This window comes from Salmonella sp. SAL04157 (assembly GCF_046551635.1).
Lineage (GTDB): Bacteria > Pseudomonadota > Gammaproteobacteria > Enterobacterales > Enterobacteriaceae > Salmonella > Salmonella enterica.
Genome location: NZ_JBGDVS010000003.1, coordinates 429,714 through 448,385 on the forward strand (window position 1 = coordinate 429,714; position 18,672 = coordinate 448,385).

The window sequence follows — 18,672 nt, forward strand, 5'->3', positions numbered from 1 at the left end:
AGGCATATTAAGTAAATAACATTCAATTCTTTTACGGCAAGCATCGTTTTTTAATATTAGCAAGCGTTGTATTTACAAGTTCCTGAGCTCTATTTAATAAATTAGCTTCTGCATAGCAGCGTAACTCAGGTGCATTACCAGAAGCGCGCAAATGCACAATACATCCATCACGTAAGGTAATTCGCATACCATCTGTCATATCTGTAGAAATTGCACCTTCATTCTCCAAGCCAATATAGCTTAAGAGGTTGCTCAGATTTTCTCTGCCCATACTAATTAAGGATTGACTTTTATCAGTCGTAATCCCCTGCAATCTGTCAGAATGGGTGTAACGAGTTGGGAGTTCATTGACTAAAGCGCTAATGCTGGTATTCCTACTTTTGTAAAGCAACATTATTGCTGGTAATACAGCATCACGAGTTGGTAAGGCATGAAGATTCTGCTCGTTAATACAGATGTCGCTTCCTAATAAAAAACCGCCATTGGCTTCAAAGCCGACAATACGACTATAACTCCGCGATAATTCATTAAAAGCTTCGATAACATAAGGCGATCCAATTTTCGTAAGCTTAACATGTTTAAAAAAGCGGCCAGAAGAAATTATGCTATTACAACTAACAGGAATAGCGGCGGCTTCTGCATCCAATGCAAGTGAACATAATAGACCTAATACATCGCCTCTCAACCACTCGCCTGCCTCATCAGCAATAAGAGGGCGATCACCATCCCCATCTGTTGAGAATATGGCATCTAAATCGAACTCTTTAGCCCATGAGCGTGCTTTTTCCCGATCCTCTTTGCTTACAGCCTCTGTATCTATAGGTACAAAGTTATCGCTTCTACCCAAGCTAATAACTTCAGCCCCCAATGCAATAAATAAAGGCTTATAAAGATCACGCCCAGCGCTTGAATGTTCGTAAATACCAATACGCTTATTTTTCAGGAATGGAGTAGAAAATAAAGATGTATAACGAGATATATAATTAACAGCAGCCATTTCTGAAACTATGAGTTCTTTAAGCTCTAAATGGCTACACGTATCTTCAACACTAAGGATCGCAGCCTCATCATGTTTCGTGATTTCACCATCAGGACGATAAAACTTGAGGCCGTTCCGCTCGAAAGGAATATGACTTCCCGTAACCATTATCGCAGGCATATTGTCAGACATAGACTGAAAGGCCAAAGCTGGGGTTGGTACCACTCCATAAAAAATACAGTTAACGCCTTTATCCGCCAATGCAGCAGCACACACCTGAGCCATCCCATAACTACTTGGACGATTATCTATTGCCAATGCTACGGTATCAAAGGAAAAATGTTCCTGCATAACGGCAACAAATGAAACCGTAAAAGCAGCACATACCTGAGGTGTAAAATCTTTTACAAGACCGCGAGCCCCACTCGTTCCAAACACAATACCTGATGAATGAATAACATCACGGCTATTATTAACTACGTTCATTAGTCCACTCCTTCGAAAATCCAGAACGTTGTTCTAAACGAATAATATCATCCTCACCAAGATAGGTACCTGATTGAATCTCAATTAACTTCAGGGGGATCATTCCGGGATTTTCCAGCGCGTGAATAGTATCCGGAGGAATAAATGTTGATTCATTTTCAGAAACCATATAAATCTGCTCACCCTTTGTAACACGAGCAGTCCCGGATAATACTATCCAATGCTCAGCCCGGTGGTGATGCATCTGCGCCACAAATTTCTCACCCGGCTTAACAGTGATACATCTAACGAGGTAATTTTTGCCGCTATCAATCACATTATATTTTCCCCAGGGGCGGAAAACTTCTTGATGTTGTTTATATTCGTTCCTATCATTCCGTTTTAAATAATCGACAATTTTTTTAACATCTTGTACTGTATCTTTATTAGCCACCAGTAAAGCGTCTGTTGTTTGAACAATGACAAGATTGCTTACACCAATCGCACTTATAAACATATCTTCGGAATAAATGTAATTATCATTACAAGCATGTGCGAAGATATCTCCTTTTAAAACATTTCTCTGATGATCTTTATTCGATATATCCCAAAGTGAGGACCAGGATCCCACATCCGACCAGCCAGCGCTCATTGGTATCACCACGGCATGCTGTGTGTGCTCCATAACTGCATAATCGATAGAATCACTCGGGCATGACATAAACTCTTCTTTATCAATACGAATAAAATCAAGATCGGGATTTATATGACCTACCGCCTTTTCACAAGCTTTATAAATTTCAGGTGATAAATACTTTAATTCGTTTAAATAAGAGCTTGCACGAAATAAAAACATACCGCTATTCCAGTAATATTTCCCTGATTTGAAATAGTCACCGGCGGTATCGATATCCGGTTTCTCCACAAATTCAGCCACTGCATAAGCGTCATTTCCTATCAACTCACCCCGACGAATATATCCATAACCTGTTTCAGCATGCGTTGGAACAATACCAAAAGTTACAAGCTTACCATTTGCGGCGTATTCTTCAGCACGTCTGACAGCTTTCGTAAAAGCTATATCATCCTGGATCACATGATCTGCAGCAAGAACCAACAAAAGAGGATCAACATTATCAGCATTCTGGAGCGCACAAAACGCGGCAAGAGCGATCGCTGGTGCAGTATTACGGCCTACCGGCTCGAGAATAATATTATTTGCTAACTTGTCAATTTCACGGAGTTGTTCAGCGACTAAGAAACGGTGTCTGTCATTGCAAATGACAACGGGTTCTTCTGTAGAAAGTGAAGCTAATCGCTTTATAGTATTTTGCAGCATTGATAGTTTACCTTCAACGCTTAGAAACTGCTTCGGATGATATTCGCGTGAAAGCGGCCATAAACGGCTACCTGTGCCGCCAGCCATAATTACGGGAAGAACAGACATTTATTTTATCTCTTTTGACGAAGAATACTGGATATTATTCCAATAACTCTTGTACATGCTAAAATAGCGACATGTAGACAACGGTAAAGATTGCCAATGCTTGCCTAATTTGTAACCCAGGAATTTAGCAAAAGTTGTTAATAACGCTCTTGGAATCCAGAACGGTGCATTTTTAAGCAGGAATTGAATCTCTGATTTTACGAAGCGGAAACCCTCACCACCGGCTCCGCCAAAGTCACGCTGAATCCACGGAGAACAAGCATGAAATACACCAGTATCAAAATATCGTTGAAACTCTTCTCGCGGGGTATAATTATGGGAGTGTCTTACCACCGCTTCAGCGCAGTAGGCGACCTTATAACCCGCCTGAATCATCTTAGCCGCCATAAACATATCCTCGGCAAGAATTGTATGTTCAGGAAACCCACTTAACTCTTCAAAAACGGAACGGCGATAGGCAGCAAAAGAATTGGACATAAATACAGTTTTAATACCCAATTTTTCTATATCTGCCTTACTTTTAACAATAGATTTTGAACTATAATTAAATTTTCTGGCATGCACTGCAAGAGGATTAGCATCTTTATGAGGAAGTTGTCTACCACAAACCGCTGCTATCAATGGATCTGAAAAATAATAAACTAAATTTTTAATTGCATCCGAATCCGCAAGAATTGCATCTTGCGTTAGAAAAATTATAACATCAGCGTCCAGAGTTTTTGCAACTGCTAAATTCCTGGTTCCTCCATGATTAAAATCTTTAGAGTCAATATTAAATATTGATATATTTTTCAGGTCTGAGGCTAACGGAACCGTTTCATCTTTAGAACCTGAGTCTATAACAATCAATTTATCCGGATATATAGTTTGCTGCTTAATCGCATCCAGAACATTAGGCCAAAGCGACCCTGCATTATATGTGGGAATAATTAATGTTATTTTCATTTATTTTGATTCCGCCAACCAATTGCCAACCATCTGCTTCATATTATCAAAGTCATACCGTGCGACATAGTTGTTAAATCGAGAAATTGCATCAGGCAACTGCTCTATATTTTTAATTGCACTCTGCCAGCTTTTTTCATCATCCGGATTCACATATAATGCACCATTGGTTAACACTTCATGAAATACTGGTATATCGGACACTATAACTGGAGTATTTGATGCCATCGCTTCAATAGGAGGTATACCAAAACCCTCATCAATAGATGGATAAACAAGCGCGTAGGCTTTAGAATATAAAACTTTTAATTCATTAAATGAGACTTCATGTAAAAAAGTCACTTTATCTGTTAGTTTCAGATCAACGACCATTTGTTGGAGAGACATTGCATAGTCAGTACGACCACATACAATAATTAAATTATAAGAGTCAGACCAAACTTTTTTATTTTTTATGAATGAATGAATATTTTTATGTGGCCAACTTGCTCCAACAGCTAAAAAGTAATTCTCTTTTTCTTTTTTTTGTATAAAATCAGATTTATTAACGCTGTTATAAATTACTGATATTTTCTCACTATCTACATTATAAGTTTTAGCAATGCTATCTTTAACGGTATAAGATACCGTTAAAATATGCTTACATCGCTTAACGGACATTTTTAATAAAAAGCGAAAATACACTTTCTGAATAAAACTATCCGGATAATAAAAAGGTCTTATATCATGTACGGTTATCGTTTGGTTTCTCAGTAAGGGGATAGTGTGATGCGTAGTACACACCAATTTTTTATTACCAAACTTAATTAAAACCCTCAGCGCAAGCCAGTAACTATATACATACCATACCAATGGTCTAAGTCGCGATGTTTTTGATGTGTTGCTAACAATATTCGGAACAGTAACTACTGCATAACCGAGCTTTTCAAAATAATCAGCGTGTACCTTGCTACAGATTATTGCGTCAACATCAGCTATTTCTCGCAGAGCCGTTAAAAATTTAATCGAGTATTGCCACATTCCCGTACCGCTTTTACCTAAACGTGATAGGTTAACGATCATTGAATAGCTCTCCGTTTTTCCATTCATGCTTGTATAGCGATTATCACAAGGACGACCAATAGTTATTAGGAAACATTTTCATTAAAATGAACCACGGATCATAATTAAAAATGAATAAGGAATCATATCCAAATAAATATAAGCAAGCCTTGTAATTATTATAAAATCACCATTAAAATCAGTTCATAATACTAAGTCAAATATTATACCAAGTAAAAATGCCACAAAAAATAGCATCTGCCATAATATACTCACTCTATGGTAAACACTAAGATATGCAAGAGCATAGTGAGCAAAAGAAAGAAAACTAGGGTTTCCGACAATCTCTAATTGCCACAAGTCTTAATTTTGAAATTGATAAATAGTCAAAAACAACCCCGGCCATACATATTATAGATACATATATAGCATCTGTTACTGTATCCGAAAAAGCAAGAGTATTTAAAAGTTCTAATTAAGGAAATTGCAAATAAATCATCCTACAAAACACGTATAAACTATACACTAAATAGTCACGACAATAATAGCATAAGCATTTTTTATACTATAAACTCGATTTGTATTAATGTTGATACTATGAAAATATTTTTTTTATTACCATTTTTGCTAATTTTATTTTTTTAGTGTAGCTAGCCAGCCCTTTAAGACGAAATATTAAATTGGTGGCTATTTTAGGATAGCCCAACTTCTTATAAAATGATGCAAGTTCAGCTCTATCGGTGGAATCACCATAACATGCCATAGCTAAAGAAGTATAAAACCAAGGACGCTCTTTTGTAAGAACCCGTCCAAATGAGATATATATTTTTGTATCGTTATTATAAAAATCCTCCCTCAGTTTTAAATAACCGATGAAATCAATTTTTATTCGACGAGCCTTCCCATTACTTTCGAATGTATCGTTATCTCCTCTGCAATCAACCAGTGGCAGTGATATGTACTGCAGGGTCGAATTCATATTGTTAATTATTCTTAATAAAATATATACATGCGCATAAGCTGTACCAATGTATGACTCGTCAAATATGACGTCAGACCATTTATTCCTTTTCACTATAATAGAGCTTAAGTAGCTAAAAAGTCCGCCGACTGAGTTACATTTACTAAAGTACTCTATCAAATCAGCTTCATTGCTAAAAGAAAATAATCTACTGCCACCATTTAACCATCGCCGATGTGGATTAGATATTTTCGTCATTGAAATATCTAATTCTCGTCTGTCACATAAATAAATGTCACTTCCGGCAGCCAATTTATTTTCCATCAATGCAAGGGAATTTTTTGTAAGAATATCATCACTTCCGAAAATCCAACAATAATCTCCAGTCCCCATATTAACTGCAGATAAATAATTCCTATCTGGCCCAATATTTTCGTTATGCCTTTGATACAAAATTGGAAAATTAAATCTATCTCTCCAGATATTTATTGATTCTTCAGTTCCATCAGTTGATGCATTATCTGAAATACATACTTCTACAATTAAGGAGTGAGAAGATTGATTATTAATACTTTCAAGAAGGTCTTCAATGAATTTTACTCGATTATACGTTGGGATGCAAAATGATACCTTCATATTATGCTAGCCTTTTACTCTTATACATATAATACACTGGCAATACCCAAAAAACAGTTAGCGAGAATGATAAAATTAGTCCGTATAAAATACCAACTATTCCATAATGCTCTGCAAAATACCATTGAGTCACACCACCAATTAATGCCTGACACGGAACTATGAGCCAAAGAATTTTTAATTGGTTCATACTTTGAAGTAACATAGCAAATGTATCACACCAAACTCTTATACTAAAATACACAGCCAGTAAAACAAAAACAACCCCACTAATATTATAATCTATACCGTTAGCAATTATGCTATAGATATAATCCTTTAAAACATAAATGAATAACGTACCAAGACCAACAAAAAATACCCCACCAATAATATTTAGGAAAATGATTCTATGCAACTTTCTCCACTGCATTTTCACTCGTAATTCAGCACATACTGGCCATAATGCTTGTAATACCGCAGTATAAATAAAAAACATTAAACCAAATATTTTCATCGTTACAGTATATTTTATAATATCTGCAGCAGATAATTTCTGAGACATCACAATATAATCAGTTTGTAAAACTATTATCGATAAGGACGAAAAAATCAGAAACCCTGATGAACGTGATAGTAATAATTTATAGGTGTTAAAGTTTACTTTCGCTTTAAGAACATATATGTACCGAAACGATATATATATAATGGGCAGTATTGCTACCGGAGCATACAATGCTACTAAAGCGAAGGTAATACTCGAATCTGGCATTAAATAATGGATCGCAACCACATCTAAAAAACCTAAAAGATAAGATAATGCATTAATTATATTAGCTTTCCACCCTAACAGTTCCGCAAATAATATTTTATAGACCACACTCCCAACGCCGATGAATATAAATAATATACTTGCTATAAAAAAATAACTTCCTGAGTTGTTTTTCAATTCATCGCTAAATGAAGTAAGATATAGTGACGATAATTTATCTGATAAGAAGAATAATGTAGAGCTTAAAATGATTAAGGATGCGAATAGAATATGAATTGCGGCCTTGATATATGCATCATATGATTTTCTATCAGCTTTCAACTCAGATATATAATTTTGTAGACTACTACCAATCCCAACATCTGCAATGCTAAACCAGACCAATAATCCAGTTAAAAGAGTAAATACAGCGTATGATTCTTCGCCAAGAATTTCCAAAAGAAATTTAACACTTACTAACTGAACACCGGCAATTATTATCTTTGAAAGCCAAGAGGAAGCGGCAATAATAAGATGTCTTGGAATTCTAACCAACCTCAGTTTCCTCACGTCAGCTTCATCTTTTAATTATAAAAAATATTTCATTCTTTAATTATGCCCGCTTTCGCGGGCAGAAACATCATATAGAACTAGTCCAATCATACATTTTCTGGACACCATCTTTTGCCGAGACTTTTGGGCTCCAGTCAATTGCATTAGTGATTTTTTTAATATCTGCAACAAAAACACGCTGATCACTTTCCCTTACAGGTAAATTAGTGAACCTCATATCAATGTTGCAATAATCTTCAAGCAATTTGAATAATTCAAGTAATGACAGGCTGTTGACAATGGTACCACCAATATTAAAAGCGTTCCCCCTAATTTTTGATACATTTGCCAAGGCAGTGAAATATAACGAAATCATATCTTCAGCATGCAAAACATCCCTAACTTGCTTACCATTACCAGAAATAGTGAAGGGTTTGTTAATACCATTTTTAATTTCAACCGCTTTTTGACAAAACCAACCTACCCAGCCTTGATCATAAGTAGCAAACTGTCTCCCACCATACATTGATGAATGCCTGAACACCACTGTATTCAAACCAAAAATCCTTGCATAATCAAGCATGTATTGATCTGCAGCACCTTTTGAACAACCATATGGTGAGTGGAAATCTAATTGTGTGCTCTCATCATATCCATTAGGCTTATCTATACAAGTATATCTAGTTTCTGTTTCATTGTATTTATATTGCTCAAGATCGCCGTATACTTTATTTGTTGATGAATAAATTATATTACAATTTGAATTATACTGCCGTACTGCCTCAAGTAAATTTAAAGTTCCACCTACATTAATTTCAAAATCCATACAAGGATTGTCAATAGATGTAGTCATTGCCACTTGACCTGCAAGATGAAAACAGCTATCAGGCATATACTTAGTTATTAATCTTGTAACATCATTTTTGTTGCGAATATCACCATGTACAAACTCAAAGTTTCCTAAGGAGGATAACCAATGTAAATTATCTGTTGCACCTTTACGTGATAGATTATCGAATACAATTAAATCAATCCCTTGACTTAAAGCAAAGGAGGCAAGATTACTCCCAAGAAAGCCACATCCACCGGTAATTAAAAGCTTCATTTCCCTTCCTCTTCAATTATTTCAGTTAATGCATCAACAAGAGAGAACTCTCTTTTCCATCCTATTTTTTCAAGTTCTGCTATATCAGCACAACTATACATCAATTCATTGGCTCTTTCTTTGACCACACCAAATTCAATTATAGAATTGCTTTTTGTGATATTTTTAACAGTCTCTACATATTCACGAATTGATATAGCCTTTCCACTACCAACTTCAATACTATGAAATTTGGGAAAATTATTAACATTACTTATAATACAATCGAACGCTGTTAGTAGATCTTTTATATACAAGAAATCTCTCTGTTGCAAACCAGATGTTAACTTTACTGGCTGGTTACTTAAACAACGTCTAATAACCATACTGGTAAACTTATCGTCTCCATCAAAAGCTCCATAGAAATGCTCCAATTTTAACTCTATATATTTACCGCAAACTTTATCTATAATGGCGGCGGCGAGTTCATTTGCTTTTTGTTTAGTATATGCATATAAACTCGTATTTGGTGGCAGTGATGTTCCACAATTTATGAATACTGCATCAAGTGATGAGATAGATTCTAATACCCTGATAGGCATAAGAATATTGCTTTCTATTAAAGCTGTTGCAGGTTCGTTATGTCTTCCATAGCAAGCAATAGTGTTAATAATAATATTCGGTTTAAATTCTACTATTTTTTCGATCCAATTATTTTCTGTCGTGTAAATAATATTATTTATGGTAGCTTCATTGTTCCTCTTCCTTGCTAAGCCAATCACAGTATGTCGACTTTCGAAGTAGGATGTAAGTCGTGATCCAAGGAACCCAAACGCTCCCATTATTAGAATTTTCATGAAATCATAGAGGGGAATTCCCCCCCCCTCAAAAATTAGAAATTTAAACCAAAAAACTCTTCAAACTTGCTAACTACATAATCTAAATGTTCTGTAGTCAAGCCTGGATAAATACCAATCCAGAACGTTTGATTCATTATACGGTCGGTATTTGTCAACTCACCCACTACACGATATTTCACATTAGCAAAATACGGTTGGCGAATCAGATTTCCAGCAAACAGTAAACGTGTACCGATTTTTGCTTCATCAAGGAATTTCACCAGTTCGACACGGTTAACACCGCTAGTTTCTTTCAGGGTGATAGGGAAGCCAAACCAGGATGGGTCTGATTTCTCTGTTGCTTCTGGTAATTCGAGGAATTCAGTGCAAGATTGCAAGCCCTGTTTCAGATAGGAAAAGTTAGCTTTACGCTGCTCTACAAACTCTTCTACGCGCTCCAACTGAGCCAGACCACATGCTGCCTGCATGTCCGTGATTTTGAGATTATATCCGAGGTGGGAATAAGTATATTTGTGATCATAGCCTTGAGGAAGAGATCCCAATTGCTGACCAAAACGTTTACCGCAGGTGTTATCGCATCCTGGCGCACAATAACAATCCCGGCCCCAGTCACGGAACGACTCAATAATTTTCTTCAGTTCACCTGACTTGGTGAATACAGCACCGCCTTCACCCATTGTGATATGGTGAGCCGGATAAAAACTAACGGTTCCGATGTCACCAAAGGTACCTACCATCTGGCCTTCATAAGTCGTCCCAAGGGCATCACAGCAGTCTTCAATCAACCATAAGTTATATTTATCGGCAATCCGACGAACTTCACTCAGGTTAAATGCATTACCGAGTGTATGAGCGATCATTATCGCTTTTGATTTCTCAGTAACTGCAGCTTCAATGAGAGAGGCATCGATATTATATGTCGGGATATCAACATCCACGAATACCGGTATTAAACCATTCTGGATCGCCGGGTTAACTGTAGTCGGGAAGCCAGCAGCGACAGTAATAACCTCATCACCAGGTTTGAGAGCACGCTCGCCTAATTTTGGGGAAGTCAGCGCAGTCAGTGCCAGCAAGTTTGCCGAAGAGCCAGATGTAGTCGTTAAAACATGAGGAACCCCAATAAATTCCCCAAGTTTTTTCTCAAAGGCATCATTGAAACGACCAGTAGTTAGCCATCCATCAAGAGACGCCTCAACCATCAATTGTAACTCTTTGGCACCAATAACCTTCCCGGAAGGAGGCACAACGCTTGTACCTGCAACAAAAGGTTTCGGGCTCAATGCCTCATTCGCATACTGAGCGACAAGCTGAGAGATTTGCTCACGCAGGTTATTTGCTGTCATTACTTTGATTCCTTAAACTTATTTTCTTAACGAGTAGTTGCAGACATATAGTCGCTGATTTCACGCTTTGAACAAATCAACATATCTTCGCCGCGAATCCATGCTTTATGCCATTTTACGATGCGACCAAGTGTTTCAGTCAATCCCCAACGCGGATGCCATCCTAATTGCATATTTGCTTTAGAGCAATCCAGTTTCAGGTAATGTGCCTCATGAAGATGATTCTCACCATCCAGTAACCAGCTTGCATCATCACCCCAAAGCGTGACCATCTTGTCAACAATAAATTCGACCGTCTTCGCATCTTCATCACGCGGGCCGAAATTCCATCCTTCAGAAAACTTAGCACCTTCTGTATATAAGCGTTGCGCCACCACAATGTAACCAGAAAGAGGCTCCAGTACATGCTGCCAGGGACGGATAGAATATGGGTTTCGAATAATAACCTGCTGGTTATTTTCAAATGAGCGCAGAATATCGGGAATTAAACGGTCTTTAGCCCAATCGCCTCCGCCTATGACATTACCAGCCCTCACAGACGCCAAACCAACGCCATGTTGCTCATAATTTGCAGGATTGAAGAATGAGTTCCGGAATGCAGACGCGACTAATTCTGCACAACCTTTACTATTAGAGTATGGATCGTACCCTCCCATGGGTTCGTTCTCACGATAGCCCCACACCCACTCACGATTGTCGTAGCACTTATCACTGGTGATATTTACGACTGCCTTTATGTTACCTACTTGCTTAACTGCTTCAAGCAAATGGACAGTACCCATAACATTTGTTGAGTATGTTTCGATTGGCTGTTCATAAGATAGGCGCACTAAAGGCTGGGCTGCCATATGGAAAACAATTTCTGGCTTAAATTCTGCAATAGAATTGCGCAGCTTTTCAAAATCACGAATATCGCCAATATGAGATTCCATAAGATCATTAAGACGCACTATCTCAAATAAACTTGGAACAGTTGGCGCATCAAGTGCATAGCCTTTTACAATTGCACCCATTTCAGTCAGCCATAGCGAAAGCCAGCTTCCTTTAAAGCCAGTATGGCCGGTAACGAATACACGTTTACCTTGCCAAAAATTTTTATCAATCATCTACTTACTCCCAGGTTTTCCACGGAGCTTTACCTTTTTCCCACAGCCCTTCGAGGTAAACTTTATCACGTAGGGTATCCATCGGCTGCCAGAAACCTGGGTGTTCAAAAGCCATTAACTCCCCCTGTTGTGCCAATGTCATTAATGGCTCTTGTTCCCAGGTTGTTGCATCGTTATCGATGAGATCGATAACCGATGGATTCAACACAAAGAAACCACCATTGATCATTGCCCCATCGCCTTTCGGTTTTTCCTGGAATGACCGGACCTGACCAGCTTGGATATCTAATGCACCAAAGCGTCCAGGTGGAAAAGTAGCTGTTAAAGTCGCTTTCTTACCGTGAGACTTATGGAAATCGATAGTCGCTTTGATATCAAGGTCGGCAACGCCATCACCATAAGTAAACAGGAAAGCCTCGTCATCTTTTACGTATTCAGCAACACGTTTCAGACGACCACCAGTCATTGAAGAATCACCCGTATCAACCAATGTGACATTCCATGGTTCAACACGTTTATGGTGAACTTCCATACGGTTTTCAGCCATATGGAATGTTACATCTGACATGTGAAGGAAGTAGTTCGCAAAATATTCTTTAATCACATATCCTTTATAACCACAGCAGATAATAAAATCCTTGATACCATGCACAGAGTACATTTTCATAATGTGCCAAAGAATAGGCTTGCCACCAATTTCTACCATCGGTTTTGGTTTTACAATTGTTTCTTCACTTAGTCTGGTGCCAAGTCCACCAGCCAGGATGACCGCTTTCATAAATTATCCTCAATATTATTTAGATGCGGTAAATGCATCAGAATAGAAATGTTCTACAGAGAGATTTTTCATCATAAAGTCCTTTTTACTGGCATCGATCATCACAGGTGAACCACATGCATATATATCGAAGAACTCTAGAGAATCAAAATCATCCATCACGGCATGATGGACAAATCCCTTTCTTCCCACCCATTCGGCGTCATCACCAGAAACAACAGGGATATAATGAACGTTCTCATGCTGTTCACTCCACTGCTGCGGTAATGCAGAGTAAAAATCTTTACTATCTTGCATTCCCCAGTAAATGTAGATCTCACGACGACATTTTCCCTGAATGAGATGCTCAACCATTGATTTAACTGGAGCGAATCCAGTACCGCCTGCAAGGAAGATTATAGGTCTGTCACTTTCGCGAATAAAAAATGTTCCGCAAGGCCCTTCAATGCGCATAAGAGTATTTTCTTGTAACTCCCCAAAAATGAGCGAACTCATCTGACCATTGGGAACATTCCTTACATGCAACTCAATACCATTCGACTCATCACTATTAGCGATAGAATAACTGCGAGTTACACCTTTATAATGTAAATTGACATACTGCCCTGGAAGGAAGCCAATTTTTGCTGTTGGTGGTGTGCGTAACTTCAAAGTCATAACATCGCCTGAAACCAGTACAGCACTATTTACCTTGCATGGGACAATTTTTTTTGTCTGTCCAGCTAGTTCAGGAAAAAAATGCGCATTTAGCTCAAGGGCGGTTTTAGGTTTACAGCAGCAGGTTAGTATTTTATCACCCTGTCCAAAAATATTACCTTTGGAGTCAACAACTTCTCCCGCCAACAAATCGGACTCACAGATACCACAATCACCCGCTTTGCAGCTATGTTCAAGATGGATGCCAGCCGATAGCGCAGCATCGAGGATTGATTCATCCTCTCTACCGGAAAATTCAATATTTGATGGAAAAATCTTAATAATATGGGACACGATGCTTACTCTGTTAACAAGGCTTGATGCAGTAAAGGCGCTGCAGCATCTTTTGCTGAAAGCTCAGGCAGCTGAGAAAAAGGCCATTCAATACCTATTGTCTCATCATTCCATAAAATGCTACCTTCCGATGAAGGTGAGTAATAATTAGTTGCTTTGTACAGAAACTCTGCATACTCACTAAGAGTAACAAAACCATGAGCAAAACCTTCTGGAATCCAAAGCTGTCGCTTATTCTCAGCAGATAGATTTACGCCAACCCATTGACCAAAAGTAGGCGATTCTTTTCGGATATCGACCGCAACATCAAAAACCTCACCGACAGCACAACGAACTAACTTCCCCTGTGCATTTTCTCCTCTCTGAAAATGTAGCCCTCTGAGTACGTTCTTTTTGGATTTTGAATGATTATCTTGAACAAATGTAACTTTACGTCCAATCAACTCTTCAAAGGTCTGCTGGTTATAACTTTCAAAAAAGAATCCCCTCTCATCGCCAAAAACTTTAGGCTCTAAGATCAAGACATCTGGTATTGCTGTTTTAATCACAATCATCACTTATAAACCTTTCACCATCTTCAGCAAATATTTGCCATAATCATTTTTTGATAATGGCCCGGCCAGTTCTATAACCTGTTGTGCATTTATAAAATTTTTACGAAATGCGATCTCTTCCGGGCAAGACACTTTCAGACCCTGGCGTTCTTCGATGGTTGCAATAAAATTACTGGCCTCTATCAAACTCTGATGCGTCCCTGTATCCAGCCAGGCATAACCGCGCCCCATCATGGCGACAGACAATCTTCCCTGATCCATATAGATACGGTTAATATCCGTGATTTCTAACTCACCGCGAGCGGAAGGCTTAAGATGTTTCGCCATCTCCACCACGCTATTATCATAAAAATACAGCCCCGTTACCGCGTAATTACTCTTCGGTTGTAACGGTTTTTCCTCCAGACTAACGGCTGTGCCACTTTGGTCAAACTCAACCACACCGTAGCGCTCCGGATCGTTTACATGATAAGCAAAGACGGTAGCACCACTTTCTTTATTAACGGCAGCTTCCATTAACTTTGGTAAATCATGACCATAGAAGATATTGTCACCCAGTACTAATGCACAATCATCATTACCAATGAACTCTTCACCAATAATAAACGCCTGTGCTAAGCCATCCGGGCTTGGCTGTACTTTATATTGAAGATTCAGCCCCCACTGGCTGCCGTCTCCCAGCAGTTGTTGAAAACGCGGCGTGTCCTGTGGCGTACTGATGATCAGGATATCCCGAATGCCTGCCAGCATAAGCGTGGAAAGGGGATAGTAAATCATCGGTTTATCATAAATTGGTAGCAATTGCTTACTTACCGCCATGGTCACCGGATAAAGACGGGTGCCGGAGCCCCCCGCTAAAATAATGCCCTTACGCGTTTTCATTTCCATTTCTCATTCATAGAAAATGCCCTGATGGGCATTTAAATTTATCAGATGGTTGTCGTCGTAAACATTTCAGTCAGCATGCGCTTAACTCCTAATTCCCATTGCGGCAGAATAAGGCCAAAATTACGCTGAAACTTTTCAGTATTGAGACGCGAATTTCCAGGTCTGCTCGCCGGCGTCGGGTAGGCGCTGGTCGGCACAGCATTAAGCTCAGTCAGCGCAAGCGTTATCCCTGCTTTGCGCGCCTCGTCAAAGACTAAGGCCGCGTAGTCATGCCAGGTTGTGGTTCCCCCGGCAACCACATGGTAAAGACCTGCGACTTCTGGTTTTTTTAACGCCACACGGATCGCATGAGCCGTGCAGTCAGCCAGTAATTCCGCACCGGTTGGCGCACCGTACTGATCGTTGATGACTGAAAGTGTCTGACGCTCTTTCGCCAGACGAAGCATTGTCTTTGCGAAATTATTGCCCTTACCTGCATAAACCCAACTGGTGCGGAAGATAAGATGCTTAGGGCAGTTATCCTGCAGGGCCTTTTCTCCCGCCAGTTTGGTCTTGCCATAGACATTCAGCGGCGACGTAGCGTCCGTTTCCTGCCATGGGATATCGCCGGTACCAGGAAATACATAATCGGTTGAATAATGCACTACCCATGCGCCAGTTTCGTTGGCTGCTTTAGCGATGGCTTCCACACTGGTGGCGTTAAGTAACTGCGCCAGTTCTGGTTCAGACTCTGCTTTATCTACTGCAGTATGGGCTGCTGCGTTAACAATCACATCGGGACGAAGCTTACGAACGGTTTCGGCAACGCCTTTCGGATTGCTAAAATCACCGCAAAACTCTTTTGAATGGACATCCAAGGCAATCAGATTCCCCACTGGTGCCAGAGAACGTTGCAACTCCCAGCCTACTTGCCCTGTCTTACCAAAAAGTAAGATATTCATTACTGGCGTCCTTCATAGTTCTGTTCTATCCAACTCTGATACGCCCCACTTTTAACATTGTTTACCCATTGAGTATTTGCAAGGTACCATTCCACTGTTTTACGAATACCGCTTTCAAAGGTCTCCAGCGGTTTCCAGCCTAATTCGCGGCTAATTTTACCTGCATCAATGGCATAACGACGATCATGGCCCGGACGATCCGCGACATAAGTGATTTGTTCACGATAAGAAGTCGCTTTGGGTACAATCTCATCCAGCAGATCACAGATGGTAAATACCACATCGAGATTTTTCTTCTCATTGTGTCCACCAATGTTATAAGTCTCCCCTGCCTTGCCTTCAGTCACTACCATATGAAGCGCGCGAGCATGATCTTCTACATATAGCCAATCGCGAATCTGATCCCCTTTGCCATAAATTGGCAAAGGCTTTCCTTCCAGTGCGTTCAAAATGACCAACGGAATCAGTTTTTCAGGGAAGTGATAAGGGCCATAGTTATTAGAACAATTGGTAACGATCGTTGGTAGACCATAGGTACGCCGCCAGGCACGGACTAAATGATCGCTGGATGCTTTTGACGCAGAATAGGGGCTACTTGGCGCATATGCCGTCGTTTCAGTAAATAACGGCAGCGTAACGCTGTTTTCAACTTCATCAGGATGCGGTAAATCGCCGTAAACTTCATCAGTGGAAATATGATGAAAACGAAAATTATTTTTTTTATCTTCGCCAAGCGCAGACCAGTATTTACGCGCAACTTCAAGAAGTACATAGGTGCCGACGATATTGGTTTCAATAAATGCTGCTGGCCCGGTAATCGAACGGTCCACATGACTTTCCGCAGCCAAATGCATCACCGCGTCCGGCTGGTACTGCTCAAAAATACGCGTTATTTCAGCGGAATCACAAATATCCGCGTGTTCAAAATTGTAGCGATTACTTTCAGAAATATCAGAAAGGGATTCAAGATTACCGGCGTAGGTTAATTTATCAATATTAACTACAGTGTCCTGTGTATTCTTAATAATATGGCGGACAACAGCTGATCCAATAAAACCTGCCCCACCAGTAATAAGTATCTTCACTTTTCTATTCCATAAGGCGTATTTAATGTGGTATTTAATTTGCCAATAAAAATTAATTGCTCAAGTCGTTACACACGCTACCGCCCCTGGCTCATCAGCTACCAGTGCACTGCGTACATATCGACTTGTTACAAACCTCGCCCAGCAGAGCAAAGTTCACTAAAACTTAAACGCTAATTGTCTTATTAATTGCATCCGGAAACAAGGATTAATCTTATAAAATCAGCATTAAAATGCTCCAGATAACCCCTTGTTACTTAAGTCCTTTATACAAAACTAAAACGGCAGTCAACACTCGTTTCAGCCAACTTGCCGCTTCGAATGTTCACTGCCGTTATTATGTTTATCACCAACCATTTATCACGGTTGTTAATACTTATTCATGCAGAAGCTGCTCTATGCTCTTACGGAACTTCGCTCCTTCTTTCAGGTTGCGCAGCCCGTACTTCACAAATGCCTGCATGTAGCCCATTTTTTTACCGCAGTCATAGCTGTCACCCGTCATTAGTATCGCGTCAACCGACTGTTTTTTCGCCAGTTCAGCAATGGCATCGGTGAGCTGGATACGGCCCCAGGCGCCCGGTTCGGTTCTTTCCAGTTCCGCCCAGATGTCGGCTGAAAGCACATAACGGCCTACCGCCATCAAATCGGAATCCAGCGTCTGCGGCTGATCCGGTTTTTCGATAAACTCCACAATCCGGCTGACTTTGCCTTCATTATCCAGAGGTTCTTTCGTCTGGATAACGGAATACTCCGATAAATCACCTTTCATGCGTTTCGCCAGCACCTGGCTGCGACCCGTTTCATTGAAACGCGCCACCATCGCCGCAAGGTTATAGCGCAGCGGATCGGCGGTAGCATCATCAATAATAATATCCGGGAGTACCACAATGAAAGGGTTATCGCCCACAACCGGACGCGCGCACAGAATAGAGTGCCCCAGCCCTAACGGCTGCGCCTGGCGCACGTTCATAATCGTTACGCCCGGTGGGCAGATAGATTGCACTTCCGCCAAAAGCTGACGCTTAACGCGCTGCTCAAGAAGTGATTCAAGTTCATAAGAGGTGTCGAAGTGGTTCTCAACGGCGTTTTTAGACGCGTGAGTCACCAGTACGATTTCTTTGATCCCTGCAGCCACAATCTCATCGACAATGTACTGAATCATTGGCTTGTCGACGATCGGTAGCATCTCTTTTGGGATTGCCTTGGTGGCAGGCAACATATGCATACCCAAACCCGCTACCGGTATAACTGCTTTCAAATTCATCATTGTTTCTTCCACCT

Annotated in this window: 16 protein-coding genes and 1 pseudogene; all 17 read right to left on the minus strand. The window is 39.9% G+C overall.

Annotated features, from left to right (window positions below):
- Positions 1 to 31: 31 nt before the first annotated feature.
- Complete coding sequence (gene rfbK, locus ACLJRE_RS09090) at positions 32 to 1,465, minus strand: O-antigen biosynthesis phosphomannomutase RfbK (RefSeq protein WP_023212540.1); 1,434 nt, start codon at positions 1,463 to 1,465, stop codon at positions 32 to 34.
- Positions 1,452 to 2,891 (minus strand): mannose-1-phosphate guanylyltransferase/mannose-6-phosphate isomerase, encoded by a 1,440-nt coding sequence (locus ACLJRE_RS09095; protein ID WP_001528486.1) that lies wholly within the window; start codon positions 2,889 to 2,891, stop codon positions 1,452 to 1,454. The genes rfbK and ACLJRE_RS09095 overlap by 14 nt, the downstream gene beginning before the upstream one ends.
- Entirely contained in the window at positions 2,892 to 3,836 is a 945-nt protein-coding gene (rfbN, locus tag ACLJRE_RS09100; protein WP_000705150.1) for an O antigen biosynthesis rhamnosyltransferase RfbN, read from the minus strand.
- Positions 3,837 to 4,898 (minus strand): glycosyltransferase family 4 protein, encoded by a 1,062-nt coding sequence (locus ACLJRE_RS09105; RefSeq protein WP_001528395.1) that lies wholly within the window; start codon positions 4,896 to 4,898, stop codon positions 3,837 to 3,839. It abuts the gene before it with no gap.
- 574 nt (positions 4,899 to 5,472) lie between these two features.
- Positions 5,473 to 6,474, minus strand: coding sequence for a glycosyltransferase family 2 protein (locus ACLJRE_RS09110; RefSeq protein WP_023212541.1), 1,002 nt, complete (start codon positions 6,472 to 6,474; stop codon positions 5,473 to 5,475).
- 1 nt (position 6,475) lies between these two features.
- Complete coding sequence (locus ACLJRE_RS09115; RefSeq protein ID WP_015405860.1) at positions 6,476 to 7,774, minus strand: MATE family efflux transporter; 1,299 nt, start codon at positions 7,772 to 7,774, stop codon at positions 6,476 to 6,478.
- A gap of 70 nt (positions 7,775 to 7,844) precedes the next feature.
- Positions 7,845 to 8,861, minus strand: coding sequence for a CDP-paratose 2-epimerase (gene rfbE / locus ACLJRE_RS09120; RefSeq protein ID WP_000770933.1), 1,017 nt, complete (start codon positions 8,859 to 8,861; stop codon positions 7,845 to 7,847).
- Positions 8,858 to 9,697 (minus strand): CDP-paratose synthase, encoded by an 840-nt coding sequence (rfbS, locus tag ACLJRE_RS09125; RefSeq protein ID WP_001528480.1) that lies wholly within the window; start codon positions 9,695 to 9,697, stop codon positions 8,858 to 8,860. Before rfbS ends, rfbE begins: the two co-directional genes overlap by 4 nt.
- Before the next feature lie 35 nt (positions 9,698 to 9,732).
- Positions 9,733 to 11,046, minus strand: coding sequence for a lipopolysaccharide biosynthesis protein RfbH (rfbH, locus tag ACLJRE_RS09130; RefSeq protein ID WP_000126349.1), 1,314 nt, complete (start codon positions 11,044 to 11,046; stop codon positions 9,733 to 9,735).
- 26 nt (positions 11,047 to 11,072) lie between these two features.
- A complete protein-coding gene (rfbG, locus tag ACLJRE_RS09135; RefSeq protein WP_001528452.1) occupies positions 11,073 to 12,152 on the minus strand; it encodes a CDP-glucose 4,6-dehydratase in 1,080 nt (359 codons plus the stop codon).
- A gap of 4 nt (positions 12,153 to 12,156) precedes the next feature.
- The gene (gene rfbF / locus ACLJRE_RS09140) at positions 12,157 to 12,930 is read right to left on the minus strand and encodes a glucose-1-phosphate cytidylyltransferase (RefSeq protein ID WP_000648785.1); all 774 of its coding nucleotides are present in this window, start codon (positions 12,928 to 12,930) and stop codon (positions 12,157 to 12,159) included.
- Positions 12,927 to 13,920: pseudogene (locus ACLJRE_RS09145) on the minus strand (CDP-6-deoxy-delta-3,4-glucoseen reductase). The gene rfbF and the pseudogene ACLJRE_RS09145 overlap by 4 nt, the downstream one beginning before the upstream one ends.
- A gap of 5 nt (positions 13,921 to 13,925) precedes the next feature.
- Positions 13,926 to 14,477, minus strand: coding sequence for a dTDP-4-dehydrorhamnose 3,5-epimerase (gene rfbC / locus ACLJRE_RS09150; protein ID WP_000973709.1), 552 nt, complete (start codon positions 14,475 to 14,477; stop codon positions 13,926 to 13,928).
- Positions 14,478 to 15,356, minus strand: coding sequence for a glucose-1-phosphate thymidylyltransferase RfbA (rfbA, locus tag ACLJRE_RS09155; RefSeq protein ID WP_015405859.1), 879 nt, complete (start codon positions 15,354 to 15,356; stop codon positions 14,478 to 14,480).
- A gap of 47 nt (positions 15,357 to 15,403) precedes the next feature.
- A complete protein-coding gene (rfbD, locus tag ACLJRE_RS09160; RefSeq protein WP_015405858.1) occupies positions 15,404 to 16,303 on the minus strand; it encodes a dTDP-4-dehydrorhamnose reductase in 900 nt (299 codons plus the stop codon).
- Positions 16,303 to 17,388, minus strand: a complete 1,086-nt coding sequence (rfbB, locus tag ACLJRE_RS09165) for a dTDP-glucose 4,6-dehydratase (RefSeq protein ID WP_000697846.1) — start codon at positions 17,386 to 17,388, stop codon at positions 16,303 to 16,305. Before rfbB ends, rfbD begins: the two co-directional genes overlap by 1 nt.
- Before the next feature lie 376 nt (positions 17,389 to 17,764).
- Positions 17,765 to 18,658 (minus strand): GalU regulator GalF, encoded by an 894-nt coding sequence (gene galF / locus ACLJRE_RS09170; protein WP_023212543.1) that lies wholly within the window; start codon positions 18,656 to 18,658, stop codon positions 17,765 to 17,767.
- Between the last annotated feature and the right edge of the window lie 14 nt (positions 18,659 to 18,672).